At 64.9% G+C, this 14,099-nt stretch carries 10 protein-coding genes; 7 read left to right on the forward strand and 3 right to left on the reverse strand.

The features are described from left to right. Positions 1-6 precede the first annotated feature (6 nt). Positions 7-912, forward strand: coding sequence for a TauD/TfdA dioxygenase family protein (locus VUG52_RS00905; protein WP_050703300.1), 906 nt, complete (start codon positions 7-9; stop codon positions 910-912). A 117-nt stretch (positions 913-1,029) separates the two neighbouring features. Here the strand turns inward: VUG52_RS00905 and VUG52_RS00910 are convergent, their stop codons facing one another. Beyond that, complete coding sequence (locus VUG52_RS00910) at positions 1,030-1,944, reverse strand: LysR family transcriptional regulator (RefSeq protein ID WP_050703301.1); 915 nt, start codon at positions 1,942-1,944, stop codon at positions 1,030-1,032. A 192-nt stretch (positions 1,945-2,136) separates the two neighbouring features. On the opposite strand from VUG52_RS00910, the gene VUG52_RS00915 reads away from it, so the two are divergent. From VUG52_RS00915 to VUG52_RS00940, 6 genes are all read left to right on the forward strand, one after another. Further along, positions 2,137-4,473: a TonB-dependent receptor gene (locus VUG52_RS00915; protein WP_050703302.1), complete on the forward strand. Its 2,337-nt coding sequence runs from the start codon at positions 2,137-2,139 to the stop codon at positions 4,471-4,473. 17 nt (positions 4,474-4,490) lie between these two features. After that, complete coding sequence (locus VUG52_RS00920) at positions 4,491-6,164, forward strand: aryl-sulfate sulfotransferase (RefSeq protein ID WP_050703303.1); 1,674 nt, start codon at positions 4,491-4,493, stop codon at positions 6,162-6,164. A 315-nt stretch (positions 6,165-6,479) separates the two neighbouring features. Continuing rightward, the gene (gabD, locus tag VUG52_RS00925; RefSeq protein WP_028688580.1) at positions 6,480-7,922 is read left to right on the forward strand and encodes an NADP-dependent succinate-semialdehyde dehydrogenase; all 1,443 of its coding nucleotides are present in this window, start codon (positions 6,480-6,482) and stop codon (positions 7,920-7,922) included. Between the two features lie 183 nt (positions 7,923-8,105). Next, positions 8,106-9,383 (forward strand): 4-aminobutyrate--2-oxoglutarate transaminase, encoded by a 1,278-nt coding sequence (gabT, locus tag VUG52_RS00930; protein ID WP_050703304.1) that lies wholly within the window; start codon positions 8,106-8,108, stop codon positions 9,381-9,383. 137 nt (positions 9,384-9,520) lie between these two features. Then, complete coding sequence (locus VUG52_RS00935; protein WP_050703305.1) at positions 9,521-10,858, forward strand: response regulator; 1,338 nt, start codon at positions 9,521-9,523, stop codon at positions 10,856-10,858. Positions 10,859-10,998: 140 nt separating this feature from the next. After that, entirely contained in the window at positions 10,999-11,778 is a 780-nt protein-coding gene (locus VUG52_RS00940; protein WP_052896348.1) for a hypothetical protein, read from the forward strand. A gap of 6 nt (positions 11,779-11,784) precedes the next feature. Here the strand turns inward: VUG52_RS00940 and VUG52_RS00945 are convergent, their stop codons facing one another. Together VUG52_RS00945 and desA are read right to left on the reverse strand one after the other, a co-directional pair. Next, positions 11,785-12,774, reverse strand: coding sequence for a GGDEF domain-containing protein (locus VUG52_RS00945; protein ID WP_050703306.1), 990 nt, complete (start codon positions 12,772-12,774; stop codon positions 11,785-11,787). Positions 12,775-12,914: 140 nt separating this feature from the next. Then, the gene (gene desA, locus VUG52_RS00950) at positions 12,915-14,099 is read right to left on the reverse strand and encodes a delta-9 fatty acid desaturase DesA (RefSeq protein WP_050703307.1); all 1,185 of its coding nucleotides are present in this window, start codon (positions 14,097-14,099) and stop codon (positions 12,915-12,917) included.

The raw sequence follows: 14,099 nt of genomic DNA on the forward strand, positions 1-14,099 counted from the left end.
ACGACCATGAGCAACGCCGCACTGGCCACCGCGCCGCAATCCCTCGAACTCGACATCCACCCCGTTGCCGGGCGCATCGGCGCCGAGATCCATGGCATCAAGCTGTCCGCCGACCTCGATCCGGCTACCATCGATGCCATCCAGGCGGCATTGGTGCGCCACAAAGTGATCTTCTTCCGCGCCCAGGAGCACCTGGACGACGTGGGCCAGGAGGCCTTCGCCCAGTTGCTCGGCGAGCCGATCGCCCACCCCACGGTGCCGGTGGTCGATGGCACCAGCTACCTGCTGCAGCTCGATGGCGCCGAGGGGCAGCGGGCCAACTCCTGGCACACCGACGTGACCTTCGTCGACGCCTACCCCAAGGCCTCGATCCTGCGCAGCGTGGTGGCCCCGGCTGCCGGTGGCGACACGGTGTGGGCCAACACCGCCGCAGCCTACCAGGAGCTGCCCGAGCCGCTGCGCGAACTGGCCGACAAGCTGTGGGCGGTGCACAGCAACGAATATGACTATGCCAGCGTGAAGCCGGACGTCGATCCGGCGAAGCTTGAGCGCTACCGCAAGGTGTTCACCTCGACGGTGTACGAGACCGAGCACCCGGTGGTGCGGGTGCATCCGATCAGTGGCGAGCGGGCGTTGCAGCTGGGGCACTTCGTCAAGCGCATCAAGGGCTATTCGCTGGCGGACTCGCAGCATCTGTTCGCGCTGCTGCAGGGGCATGTGACACGCCTGGAAAACACCGTGCGCTGGCGCTGGCAGGCGGGGGACGTGGCGATCTGGGACAACCGCGCGACGCAGCACTATGCGGTGGATGACTATGGCACCCAGCCGCGCATCGTGCGCCGGGTTACCCTGGCTGGCGAGGTGCCGGTGGGCGTCGATGGGCAACTGAGCCGGACCACGCGTAAGGGTTGAGATCGTTGGGGCCGCTTTGCGGCCCTTTCGCGGCACGAGGCCGCTCCTACAGGAGATCTTGTTCCCCTGTAGGAGCGGCCTTGCGCCGCGAAAGGGCTGCGCAGCAGCCCCTATCCGCTACAACTCGGTATCGCAGGCCACCAGCTGCCTCACCAACCCCTGCGCCAGCGCCGACAACCCATACCCCACCCGGCTCACCACCCCATAACGGGTGTAGAACGCCTCTTCCTGCTCGGGCGCCAGGTCCACCAGCTTCAGCGCGACCAGCCCGCGATCGCCTTCATAAGGCCGCAAGTTCGCACTGCAAGCGATACCGATGGTGTCCGACTGCAGCACGACATTGAGCAGCGCATAGCCATGCTCGCATTCCACGCTGGGCAGAAAGTCCTGCCGCCCGCTCAGATCGCTGAGGATCTTGCGGATGTTCGGCGGGCGAAACGTGGTGGCCAGCGGGTAATCGAACAGGTCCCGCGCCCTTACCTCGGCCAGCTCGGTCAATGGATGCCCCCGGCGGCAGCAGAAATGCCAGCGCTGTGGCCTGAGCTTGTGCACCTGGTAATCCGGGTCGGCCTCGAACTGGCGGGTGTCGGCGACGAAGAACTCGATCTCCTCGGCGATCAGCCGCCGGTTCAGCGCCTGCCAGTTGTCCACCTGGAAGCAGGTGCGCGCCGCCGGGTACTCGGCGACGAACCGCGCCACCGCCCGGGGCACCAGCCCGCCGGCGGGGGCCGGCCCCGAACCGAAGCGCACCACGCCGGTGGTGGCGCCATTGAACTGGTTGATCTCGTTGACCAGGTTATGCGCCCCGTGCACCAGCCGCCGCGAATGCTCCAGCACCAGCAGGCCCTGGCGGGTCGGCGCCAGCTCCTTGCTGGCGCGGTCGACCAGGCGGCAGCCGACGTTGTGTTCCAGCGTCTGGATGCTGCGGCTGAAGGCCGATTGCGAGAGGTTCACCGCCGCCGCCGCGGCGACAAAGCTGCGGTGCTCGACAAGGGCGATGAAGTGGCGGAGCTGGCGCAGGTCGATATGCATTTTCTACATGGAAACTTTCGGTGGAATGCAATTGCTGGGAAGGGTTGGGAACCTTATAAAGGGAGTCACTTATTCCACAAAATATGAAATATAAATATTTATATTTCTTAAAAGAATAAAGCCCATCTGATCGCGATTCGGTTCCGCCAACGGAAATGCTCGCCAGGGCCTGTGCCTCCAAGGAGCATCTGCATGTCCCGAATTTCCCGTTGGCCGGCGCGCGCGTCGGTATTCGCCCTGCAACCCTTGGCCGCTGGCGTGCTGCTGGCCGCCGCCGGCAACAGCTTCGCCGAAGAACCGCGCCCGGCTGCGCCGGCCGTCGAGCAGGAGGCCAAGCTTGGCACCGTCACCGTCAATGCCCGGCGCCGTGAGGAGACCGCCCAGAGCGTGCCCACGCCGATCAGCGTGCTGGGCAGCGAAACCCTGGAGACCCAGCGCATCTATCGCGTGCAGGACCTGCAACAGCTGGTGCCGAGTACCAACGTCGCCTATGTGCACGCCCGGCAGTCGAGCATCTCCATCCGTGGGTTGGGTAACAACCCGGCCAGCGATGGCCTGGAAGGCAGCGTCGGCGTGTACCTGGACAACGTCTACCTGGGGCGCCCGGGCATGGCGGTGTTCGACCTGCTCGATGTCGAGCAGCTGGAGGTGCTGCGCGGGCCGCAGGGCACGCTGTTCGGCAAGAACACCACCGCCGGGGTGCTCAACATCACCACCCGCAAGCCTACCTTCCACCAGGAGGGCAGCGTGCAGTCGTCGCTGGGCGAGGATGGCTACTGGCAGACCCAGGGCAGCTTCTCCGGCCCCCTGACCGACACCCTCGCCGGGCGCATCAGCGCCTACCACACCGAGGACGACGGCTATGTGAAGAACGTCTACAACGGCCACGACCTCAATGGCGGCAAGCGCCAGGGCTTTCGTACCCAGTTGCTGTTCAAGCCCAGCGAAACCTTCAACCTGCGCTGGATCGGCGAGTACAACGAAGAAGACTCCGATAACGGCATCCTCAGCCTCTACAGCACCGGCCCGACCATCAATGGCGTGAACCGCTACGAAAGCCTGGCCGCCCAGGCCGGCGCCACCCTGGTGTCGGGCAAGGACCGCAAGGTCAACTTCGACGCCGACCAGATGGTCAAGGTGTTCCAGGGTGGCACCTCGGTGGAAGCCAACTGGACCCTGCCCAACGATTTCACCCTCACCTCGATCAGCGCCTACCGCTGGTGGGATTTCACCCCGCGCAACGACGACGGTCTCAACGTGCCGGTGTTCTACAGTGCCGGAGTTTCGGTGCGGGACAAGCAGTACTCGCAGGAGATTCGGCTGGCCTCACCCACCGGCGGCTTCTTCGACTACGTACTGGGCGCTTACTACTTCAAGCAGGACCTGGACAATAAATCGTTCACTTACTACGGGCCGCAGGCCGATGTCTGGAACCTGACCCCGGCCGGCGCCCTGGCCAACGTGAACACCATCGGCAATGGTCACATCGACACCGACAGCTACGCCCTGTTCGCCCAGGGTACCTGGCACCTGACCGAACGCCTGGACTTCACCGCCGGGGTGCGTGGTACCTACGAGGAGAAAAGCGCCTGGGTTACCCGCGATGCGCCGTCCGGTGGCGCGCCCGTCACCGGCGCGGCGGCCGCCGCCCGTCAGGGCCGGGTGGGCGCCTACGATTCAGGTGACCTCAACCAGTACAGCTTCGCACCGTCCGGGCTGCTCAGCCTGAGCTACCGCTTCAGCGACGACGTGCTGGGCTATGCCAGCCTGTCCCACGGCGAGAAGTCCGGGGGTGTCAACCTGACCGTCGGTGCCGCCCCACGCTTGGGCACCGATTCGCTGCTGGTGGGTACCGAGCGGGCCAACAACGCCGAGCTCGGGCTCAAGAGCACCCTGTTCGACAACCGTCTGCAGCTGAACACCAACCTGTTCTGGACCGAAGTACACGGCTACCAGGCCAACGTCTACGACGAAGCCAACCGTGTGCAGTACCTGGCCAACGCCGGTAGCGTGCGTTCTCGCGGCCTGGAGTTCGAAGCCACGGCCCTGCCGATCCGAGGCCTGACGGTGAACTTCAACGGTTCATGGAACGACGTGCGCTACACCGACTACAAGGACGCGCCGTGCCCGCCCGAGGTGAGCCTGGCCAACCCCGCCGCCACCTGCGACCTGTCCGGCCACCAGGTGGTCGGCGCCTCCAAGTACATCGCCAACCTCAACGGCCAGTACAAGTGGCAGCTCGGCGAACGCATCGAGCCCTACGTCACCGCCAGCTACGCGTTCCGCTCCAAGGCCGTCGGCACCATCGATGACTCCGACTACGGCCAGATCCCCAGCTACGGCATCGTCAACCTGTCCACCGGCGTGCGCCTGGACCAGGGCGACGGCGTGCTCGACCTGTCGCTGTGGGTGAAGAACGCCGGCGACAAGACCTATTTCACCAGCCTGTGGAACTCCGCCAACGGTGGCTATGCCGGCGTGCTGGGCACCCCGCGCACCGTGGGCGCCACCGCCCGTTACGACTTCTGAGCACAAGGAGCTTTGCCATGAATGCCAAGACCCAACCGCACGACCTGCCCGAAGGCGCCTGCCTCACCGCCAAGGTGCCCGACCGCGACCAAGCCCTGCTCGGCGACGTGGTGGTCAACCCTTACCGCCTGGCGCCGCTGACCGCGATCATCCGTGACGGCGGACGTACCCTGAGCGCCGCCCATGTGCGGGTACTGGGCCGCGGCGAGCGCGGTGTCGATATCATCTACGACGTGTCCGACCGCTCGCTGTGGACCTACGGCGGCATCCCGGTGTTCGGCCTGTACCCCGACCACGTCAACCAGGTCGAGGTGAGCTACAAGCTCGATGGCGAACGCATCCGCGAGCGTTACCAAATCTACGCCCCGGCGGTGCGCCTGCCAGTGGTGGCGAAGCAGACCGCCGCGCTGCCCGAGGTGGAGCCGGTCAAGGTCGCGCCCGGTTTCGAGCAGCGCCTGTACCTGTTCAACCACCTGCTGGCCGAGATCCCCGGTGGGCGTGCCTTCAAGTGGAACGGCCTGGGCGGCGCCGCCGAATGGGACTCGGTGGGCAACAACTGGATCGCCGACAGCAACGGTGACGTGCGCTGGTACCTGGACATCGAGCAGATCCACGACTCCAACCACCGCGATGGCCTGGGCGGCACCATGGGCTTCCACCAGACCCGCGACGGCAAGCTGATCTGGGGCCAGGGCCAGACCTACTCCAAGTACGACCTGCTGGGGCGCAAGGTGTGGCAGCGCAACCTGCCGGACAAGTTCGCCGACTTCTCCCACGAAATCCGCGAGACGGTGAGCGGCAGCTACCTGCTGCGGGTCGGCACCAGCGACTACCGTCGCCCGGACGGCAAGCGCGTGCGCTCGATCCGCGACCATATCATCGAAATCAACGAAGCCGGCGACGTGCTGGACTTCTGGGATCTGAACCAGATCCTCGACCCGTACCGCGGCGAGTTGCTGGAAACCCTGGGCAAGGCCGCGATCCAGCTGCCGGACGGTGTGCAGAAACAGGACGACCGGCTGGCCAACGAACTGGCCGAAGGCGACCTGCCGTTCGGCGACACGCCCGGCGTCGGTACCGGGCGCAACTGGGCCCACGTCAATGCCATCGACTACGATGCCGATGACGACAGCATCATCGTTTCAGCACGGCACCAGGGCGTGGTGAAGATCGGCCGTGACAAGCAGGTGAAGTGGATTCTGGCCGCCCCCCAGGGCTGGCCGACGCGCCTGCAGGACAAGGTGCTCAAGCCCGTGGGCGAGGGCTTCGAGTGGTCCTGGACCCAGCACACCGCCTGGCTGACCGGGCGTGGCACGCTGAACGTGTTCGACAACGGCTGGGGCCGTGACTTCGGGCCGACGAAACTGAGCGGAAACTACAGCCGGGCGGTGGAATACCGCATCGACGAGGCCAAGGGCACGGTCGAGCAGGTGTGGCAGTACGGCAAGGAGCGCGGTGACGAGTGGTATAGCCCGATCACCTCGGTGGTGGCGTACCGGGCGGATACCGATACCCAGTTCATCTACTCGGCTTCGGTGAATTTCCTGACGTCCGAGAAGCTGACGACCAGCGTGCTCAATGAAGTGCGCCGTGGCACCCAGGAGGTGGCGGTGGAGCTGAAAGTGCACAGTCGCCAGCCGGGCAGCGTGGGCTACCGGGCGCTGGTGATCGATCTCGACAAGGCGTTCTGACCCTTCCTTCTGACCGATGGTCTAACCTTTTACGGCCCAATCGCGGGGCAAGCCCGCTCCCACAGGAACCCTGCGCTCCTTGTGGGAGCGGGCTTGCCCCGCGATTGGGCCGTTTGCCAGGGGGTGTTCAACCATTCGTTCTTTTTTTCGAACAGCCTATTGTCCAACACCCCAACCCCCGCTTAGCATTCCGTTTGAGATTTCAAACGCTCGGCACCCAGGCGTCGAACACCCTGGTGCACGAATTTGTGACGGCCGCCCCCTTCTCGGGGCGCCTTTTCAACAATCAATAATTCGCAGTAAAGGGAAGCCGACATGCAGCTCAAAGACGCTCAGTTGTTCCGCCAGCAGGCCTTCATCAACGGTGAATGGCTGGATGCGGACAGCGGTCAGACCATCAAGGTGACGAACCCGGCCACCGGTGAGGTGATCGGTACCGTGCCGAAGATGGGTGCCGCCGAGACCCGCCGCGCCATCGAGGCCGCCGACAAGGCCCTGCCGGCCTGGCGCGCACTGACTGCCAAAGAGCGTGCCGGCAAGCTGCGTCGCTGGTTCGAGCTGATGATCGAGCACCAGGACGACCTGGCCCGCCTGATGACCACCGAGCAGGGCAAGCCACTGGCCGAGGCCAAGGGTGAGATCGCCTATGCCGCCTCGTTCATCGAGTGGTTCGCCGAAGAAGCCAAGCGTGTGTACGGCGACGTCATCCCAGGCCACCAGCCGGACAAGCGCCTGATCGTCATCAAGCAGCCGATCGGTGTCACCGCCGCCATCACCCCGTGGAACTTCCCGGCCGCGATGATCACCCGCAAAGCCGGCCCGGCCCTGGCCGCCGGTTGCACCATGGTGCTCAAGCCCGCTTCGCAGACCCCGTACTCCGCCTTGGCCCTGGTCGAGCTGGCCACCCGTGCCGGCATCCCGGCCGGCGTGCTGAGCGTGATCACCGGCAGCGCCGGCGAAGTCGGCAGCGAACTGACCGGCAACTCCCTGGTGCGCAAGCTGTCCTTCACCGGCTCGACCGAAATCGGCCGCCAGCTGATGGAAGAATGCGCCAAGGACATCAAGAAGGTATCCCTGGAGCTGGGCGGCAACGCGCCGTTCATCGTGTTCGACGACGCCGACCTGGACAAGGCGGTCGAGGGCGCGATCATCTCCAAGTACCGCAACAACGGCCAGACCTGCGTTTGCGCCAACCGCATCTACGTGCAGGACGGCGTCTACGACGCGTTCGCCGAGAAGCTGAAAGCCGCCGTGGCCAAGCTGAAGATCGGCAACGGCCTGGAAGAAGGCACCACAACTGGCCCGCTGATCGACGGCAAGGCTGTCGCCAAGGTCCAGGAGCACATCGAGGACGCCGTCGCCAAGGGCGCCAAGGTGCTGTCCGGTGGCAAGATCATCGAAGGCAACTTCTTCGAGCCGACCATCCTGGTCGACGTGCCGAAGACCGCCGCCGTTGCCAAGGAAGAGACCTTCGGCCCGCTGGCACCGCTGTTCCGCTTCAAGGACGAGGCAGAAGTCATCGCCATGTCCAACGACACCGAGTTCGGCCTGGCCTCGTACTTCTACGCCCGCGACATGAGCCGCGTGTTCCGCGTCGCCGAGGCCCTGGAATACGGCATGGTGGGTATCAACACCGGCCTGATCTCCAACGAAGTGGCGCCGTTCGGCGGCATCAAGGCCTCGGGCCTGGGCCGTGAAGGTTCCAAGTACGGTATCGAGGACTACCTCGAGATCAAATACCTGTGCATCAGCGTCTGATCGCCAGGTAAACGCTTTTACCTCTGCCAGCGGGGCGCGAGAGCGACGTCTCGCTGGCCTTTTTGACATAGCGGTACCTGGTGGCCAGGGCATGTGTGGCAGTCGATCAACGAATACTGTGCACGCCTGCATCCAGCCACCCCCGAACAAAAGCGCCGCAGAACCGGCGCAATTGAGGGCACTATGAGCAAGACCAACGAATCCCTGATGCAACGCCGTGTCGCCGCCGTCCCACGTGGCGTCGGCCAGATCCACCCGATCTTCGTCGACACCGCGAAGAACTCGACGGTGATCGACGTCGAAGGCCGCGAACTGATCGACTTCGCCGGCGGCATCGCGGTACTGAACACCGGCCACCTGCACCCGAAAGTGGTCGCCGCCGTGCAAGAGCAGCTGACCAAGGTCAGCCACACCTGCTTCCAGGTACTGGCCTACGAGCCCTACGTCGAGCTGTGCGAGAAGATCAACAAGCTGGTCCCGGGCAACTTCGACAAGAAGACCCTGCTGGTCACCACCGGCTCCGAAGCCGTTGAAAACGCCGTGAAGATCGCCCGTGCCGCCACCGGCCGTGCCGGCGTGATCGCCTTCACCGGCGGCTACCACGGCCGCACCATGATGACCCTGGGCCTGACCGGCAAGGTCGTGCCGTACTCCGCCGGCATGGGCCTGATGCCAGGCGGCATCTTCCGCGCCCTGTTCCCGAGCGAACTGCACGGCATCAGCGTCGACGACGCCATCGCCTCGGTCGAGCGCATCTTCAAGAACGACGCGGAGCCGCGCGACATCGCCGCGATCATCCTCGAGCCGGTACAAGGCGAAGGCGGTTTCCTGCCGGCGCCGAAAGAGCTGATGAAGCGCCTGCGCGCCCTGTGCGACCAGCACGGCATCCTGCTGATCGCCGACGAAGTGCAGACTGGCGCCGGCCGTACCGGCACCTTCTTCGCCATGGAGCAGATGGGCGTCGCGCCTGACCTGACCACCTTCGCCAAGTCGATTGCCGGCGGCTTCCCGCTGGCCGGTGTGTGCGGCAAGGCCGAGTACATGGACGCCATCGCCCCGGGCGGCCTGGGCGGCACCTATGCCGGTTCGCCGATCGCCTGCGCTGCGGCCCTGGCCGTGATCGAGGTGTTCGAGGAAGAGAAGCTGCTGGACCGCAGCAAGGCAGTCGGCGAGCGCCTGACCGCTGGCCTGCGTGAAATCCAGAAGAAGCACCCGATCATCGGCGATGTCCGTGGCCTGGGCTCGATGATCGCCGTGGAAGTCTTCGAGAAAGGCACCCACACCCCGAACGCCGCCGCTGTTGCCCAGGTGGTTGCCAAGGCTCGCGACAAGGGTCTGATCCTGCTGTCCTGCGGCACTTACGGCAACGTCCTGCGGATCCTTGTTCCGCTGACCGCCGAAGACGCGCTGCTGGACAAAGGCCTGGCCATCATCGAAGAGTGCTTCGCCGAACTGGCCTGAAAAATGTGACAGGTTTCAGAAAAAAACCCGCCTCGGCGGGTTTTTTTTGTGCCGTTGGCCGGCATCAGGCGCTAAGGTTGTACGAGGATTCCATGGAAGCTGCGATGGATCGCGCGTCATAGCCTGGAGAATAGCCCATGAGCGCTGTTGACCCCGTCCCCCCCTGCGTGCTGATTGCCGAAGGCGATCCCTGGGTGCGCGACATGCTCAGCGAAATGCTGCTCAGCGTGCGTTGCGACGCCCGCCTGCAGGTCTGTGCCGATGGTTCCGAGGCGCTGAGCGCGCTGGCGGCCAAACCCGACCTGATCATCGCCGCCCGTGAACTCTCAGGGTTCGACGGCCTCGATCTGTTGCGCAAGGTGCGCGCCAAGGGCGACAAGCCCGGTTTGCCGTTCATCCTCATGAGTGACCGCACCGACAGCGCCAGTGTGCGCGAGGCGCTGCCGTTGCACCCGACCGCCTACCTGAGCAAACCGCTCGACCTGGACAACCTGCGCAAGCGCCTGGAGAACCTGCTGCTGGCAGTGGGCGAGCAGATCGCCTGTCCGGTACCGCCGCTGCAGCCCGGCGCGCAACTGCCGGCCTACCTGGAACAGCGCCGGGCCACCGCCGATGGCGGCCCGTTGTTCGCCGATGTGCAGGTGGCGGTCAAGCGTGCCCTCAATCCCCATGGCCTCAACCTCAAGGTGCTCGAGGAAGAGGTGCGCAACGACCCGCAGATCACCGGCGTGCTCATCGCCGCTGCCAACAGTGCCGCCCTGCACCGAGAAGCGCCGGTACAGACCCTGCTGCAGGCGCTGAACAAGCTCGGCAGCACCCAGAGCATGAACCTCATCCTCGGCCTCACGCTCAAGCGCAGCGCCCGTTTGAGCGACCCGCTGCTGACCCGGCACGCCACCCATTACTGGAACCTGTCGCTGCACACCGCCGAGTACGGCCGCACCCTGGCGCGCATGCTCGAGGTGGACGAAGCGCGCTGCTATTGCGCGGGGCTGCTGCATTGTCTGGGTGACCTGGCGGTGCTGCGTACCTTGCAGGAGTGGCGCCTGGCCGGTGGCGAGCTGGACGAGGACCAGGTGGAGCTGTCGCTCAACGAGTTCGGCGCGCCGTTCGGCTCGGCGCTGCGCACCCGCTGGCGTCTGCCGCTGGACCTGCGCGAGTTGATCGCCGCGGTGTACCAGCTTGGCGGCGGCGTCTATTCCCGGGAGATCCTGGCGATGAACCTGGCCGGGCAGCTGTCGCAGCTCAAGCCCAGCGAAGGGCTGGAGAAGGTCGCCAGCAGCAAGACGGCGCGCCTGCTCAAGCTTGGGTTGCCGGAGCTGACGCGGCTGCGCAAGGTGGACCCTGAGGCGCTGGCGCGGGAGGAGGCCGAGCGTCAGGCAGCGGAAGCTGCCGCGAGCGAGCCGGAGGTTGCCCCGGTCATTGCGCCGGCTACCGATGCAGGCTCGGCCGAGGGCGAGGAGCGCCAGGCCTGATCGGCGTATCGCCGGGGTTGTATCAGGCTTGGGACCCTTCCTACAGATTTTGCGGACGACTGTTCGTATCCAGAGAAGTCCTTCAGGCGTAGCTTTCCCTTCACTCCATCAACGGAATGGCAGGAAGGTTGCGGCCGAAGATGAGCACGTACAGACACCGTGGTCTGCGCTATCAGGTCTATCGATCGCAAGCGCGGAAGCTCGCCCTGCAAGCATTCTGCAGGAGTCAACGTCTGCTCAGGCCTGGGCTTGACGTCGACAAGCTGTGTTTCGAACCCATTGGTCACAGGGCTGTCGAGGCTTTTCAGCGCTGGGGCGAGCAGACTCACCACTTCCCTTGGGAGGAGGTGCCGCGATGGACTGACTGCGATCTCAAAGGTTTCGACCTGTCGTTGTGGTCAGAACGAGAGCTCTGCGGTCTTTGCTATGCCAGTCCCCGGCAAAGCAGGCGCTGCATCAAGATCATCCTGCTGGAGGGCAAGCCAGGTCCTGGGAACCCACTGAGAGGGCTGGTGGCATCACTGTCGCTGCTGGCGGTTGCGGAGTACGCAAGGATGCTCAAGTACTCGCGAATCGAAGTTCAACAGCCCGACCCGGGGGCTGAACCCCTGTATCAGTCGCTTGGCTTCGTTCGCGATTCAGCCGGGAGTCTCGTTCTACCCGTTGCGGCTATGAGCCAGCAACGTACTTTCCACATATCGGAGGTACCTATGAGCTATTCGAAAGATTCCAGGAAGGCTGCATTGATCAAACGCTACACAGCCCAAGCCATCGCTCTGGCGGGTGAAATCACCGATCAGCAATGGCATTTTCTTGAAGTCGGCTTCAAGGAGGGTCTGGAGAAAGAGCCCGGGGGGAAACTGGCTGGGCCACGTAGCGGGCCGATCGATTACGAGTGGAGTACCGCAGCCGTGAAGTGATCCGCTTCAGCCTTTAACGATCTGGTTCTTGCCCTGGCGCTTGGCACGGTACATGGCGGCGTCTGCTCGGGCGAACAGGCTGTCGAGCGTTTCATCCTCATCCTGCAGCCCGGTCAGCCCTTGGCTTACGGTAACCCCGTAGGTGTGCTCGCCATGGATGAAACTCAACCGCTGGATTTCCCGCTGCAGACGCTCGGCAATCTGCTCGGCCACTTGTGCAGTGCAGCCGGGGAACACTGCCGCAAACTCCTCGCCACCGATTCGCCCGAACTGATCGCCACGGCGCAGGACGGCCTTGCCGCTGTCGGCGATGCGCTGTAGCACCTGGTCGCCTTCCTGGTGGCCGTAGGTGTCGTTGATGTGCTTGAAATCGTCGATGTCCAGCAGCAGGAAAGCCATCGGCGTGCCTTCCTCGCGGGCGCTGTCGAAGGCTTGCTGGGCGCACTCGAAGAAGTACCGGCGGTTGCTGCTCTGGGTGAGCACATCGGTGGTGGCCAGGCGTTGCAACTCGCCTTCGAGCTGCTTCTTTTCGGTGATGTCCTCGGCGATGCCGACGATGATCACCCGCTGGTCGCCCTCGCGCTGCTGGTTGATGTAGCACTTGTCGCTGAGCCAGCGCACCTCGCCGGCGGCATTGAGGATGCGGTACTCGCGGTCCTCGACGGTGCCCTTGACCAGCACCTGGGCCAGGCTGCGCTCGGCGTACTCCAGGTCGTCCGGGTAGATGGCGTCGCGCCATTCGTTGTAGTCGGCCAGTACCAGGCTGGCCGGGCGGCCGAAAATGCGCTCGTAGGCGGGGCTGACGTAGAGCACCTGGCGGGTTTCCCAGTCAAAGGCCCAGAGCACGGCGTTGACGCTGTCGAGCAGCGAGCTGTACAGCTGCTCGCGTTCGCTCAGGCGAGCCACTTCGCCTTGGGCGTGGAGCAGGGCCAGCAGGGTCTGGGCGGCTTCTGGGCGGGGAGTGCCGGCAGGTGTGGGTGGGAGGTCTTTGGCCATGAGCACGGAACGTTTCTCGACGATGGGCGTGCGGCCACGGTCCGGCCCGCCACGCGGGCGATATGCCGGGTTTGAGTCGATTTGCGCAGGGGAAGTTCCGGTCGGCACGCCCCGCTACGGGGCATGCCGATCAACGGTGCTCAGGCGCCGTTGGGGCGCAGCGAGTAGGTCTTGAGCTGGGCGGCGAAGTCACGTAGCGAGTGGATGCCACTGGCCTCGGCCTCGTGTACCCAATCTTTCATCGCGGCGAGCATGTCGTGGCCGTTGGCGCTGGTGCGCGCCCAGATCTGCTGCAGCGCCAGGCGCTTTTCATAGATGGTCTTGAGTGCCTGGCTGTGGGCCAGCATCGACTCGATGCGCACGTGGTGGCGGTCCTGCAGCAGGCTGGTTTCCCGCGAGAGCAGGCGCTTGGCACGGCGGAAACGGTGGCGCACCGAGGCGTCGACCTTGTCCAGCTCTTGCTTGACCAGCGGGCCGATCACCAGCTTGCGGTACTGGGCCATGATCTGGAAGCGGTTGTTGAGGATGGCCATGGCGGTGTCCATGTCCAGCGACGCCTTGCCCTCCACGCGATGGGCGATGGGCGCGACGCGCTGCACCTTGGCCAGGCGCAGCAGGCTCAGCAGGCGGATCCACATCCAGCCCATGTCGAACTCCCAGCGGCGCACCGACAGCTTCGCCGAGTTGGGGTAGGTGTGGTGGTTGTTGTGCAGCTCCTCGCCGCCAATGATGATGCCCCACGGCACCAGGTTGGTGGCGGCGTCGCGGCACTCGAAGTTGCGGTAGCCCACGGCATGGCCCAGGCCGTTGACCACGCCGGCGGCCCAGAACGGAATCCACATCATCTGGATCGCCCAGATGGTGATGCCGATGGTGCCGAACAGCAGCAGGTCGATGACTGCCATCAGGGCGATGCCGCCGAGCTTGTAGCGGGTGTAGAGGTTGCGCTCGATCCAGTCGTCCGGGCAGTTCTTGCCGTAGATGCGCAGCGTTTCCTCGTTGCGCGCCTCTTCACGGTACAGCTCGGCGCCCTTGCGCAGCACGGTGCCCAGGCCCTTGTGCACCGGGCTGTGGGGGTCGTCCGGGGTTTCGCACTTGGCGTGGTGCTTGCGGTGGATGGCGGTCCATTCGCGGGTGTTCTGCGCGGTGGTGAGCCACAGCCAGAAACGGAAGAAATGCTTGAGCCCCGCGTTCAGCTCCAACGCGCGGTGCGCCGAGTAGCGGTGCAGGTAGATGGTGACGCTGACGATGGTCAGGTGGGTCATCAGCAGGGTGACGGCGACCAGTTGCCAGGCCGACAAGTCGAGTAGACCGTAATACCACAT

The organism is Pseudomonas sp. LH21, assembly GCF_036549575.1.
Classification (GTDB): Bacteria; Pseudomonadota; Gammaproteobacteria; order Pseudomonadales; family Pseudomonadaceae; genus Aquipseudomonas; species Aquipseudomonas peradeniyensis.

What these genes read in the sequence shown, in the direction of transcription:
- VUG52_RS00905 (WP_050703300.1), top strand. Translation starts at nt 7, where the DNA reads ATGAGCAACGCCGCACTGGCCACCGCGCCGCAATCCCTCGAACTCGAC.
- VUG52_RS00910 (WP_050703301.1), bottom strand. Translation starts at nt 1,944, where the DNA reads ATGCATATCGACCTGCGCCAGCTCCGCCACTTCATCGCCCTTGTCGAG.
- VUG52_RS00915 (WP_050703302.1), top strand. Translation starts at nt 2,137, where the DNA reads ATGTCCCGAATTTCCCGTTGGCCGGCGCGCGCGTCGGTATTCGCCCTG.
- VUG52_RS00920 (WP_050703303.1), top strand. Translation starts at nt 4,491, where the DNA reads ATGAATGCCAAGACCCAACCGCACGACCTGCCCGAAGGCGCCTGCCTC.
- gabD (WP_028688580.1), top strand. Translation starts at nt 6,480, where the DNA reads ATGCAGCTCAAAGACGCTCAGTTGTTCCGCCAGCAGGCCTTCATCAAC.
- gabT (WP_050703304.1), top strand. Translation starts at nt 8,106, where the DNA reads ATGAGCAAGACCAACGAATCCCTGATGCAACGCCGTGTCGCCGCCGTC.
- VUG52_RS00935 (WP_050703305.1), top strand. Translation starts at nt 9,521, where the DNA reads ATGAGCGCTGTTGACCCCGTCCCCCCCTGCGTGCTGATTGCCGAAGGC.
- VUG52_RS00940 (WP_052896348.1), top strand. Translation starts at nt 10,999, where the DNA reads ATGAGCACGTACAGACACCGTGGTCTGCGCTATCAGGTCTATCGATCG.
- VUG52_RS00945 (WP_050703306.1), bottom strand. Translation starts at nt 12,774, where the DNA reads ATGGCCAAAGACCTCCCACCCACACCTGCCGGCACTCCCCGCCCAGAA.
- desA (WP_050703307.1), bottom strand. Translation starts at nt 14,099, where the DNA reads ATGTGGTATTACGGTCTACTCGACTTGTCGGCCTGGCAACTGGTCGCC.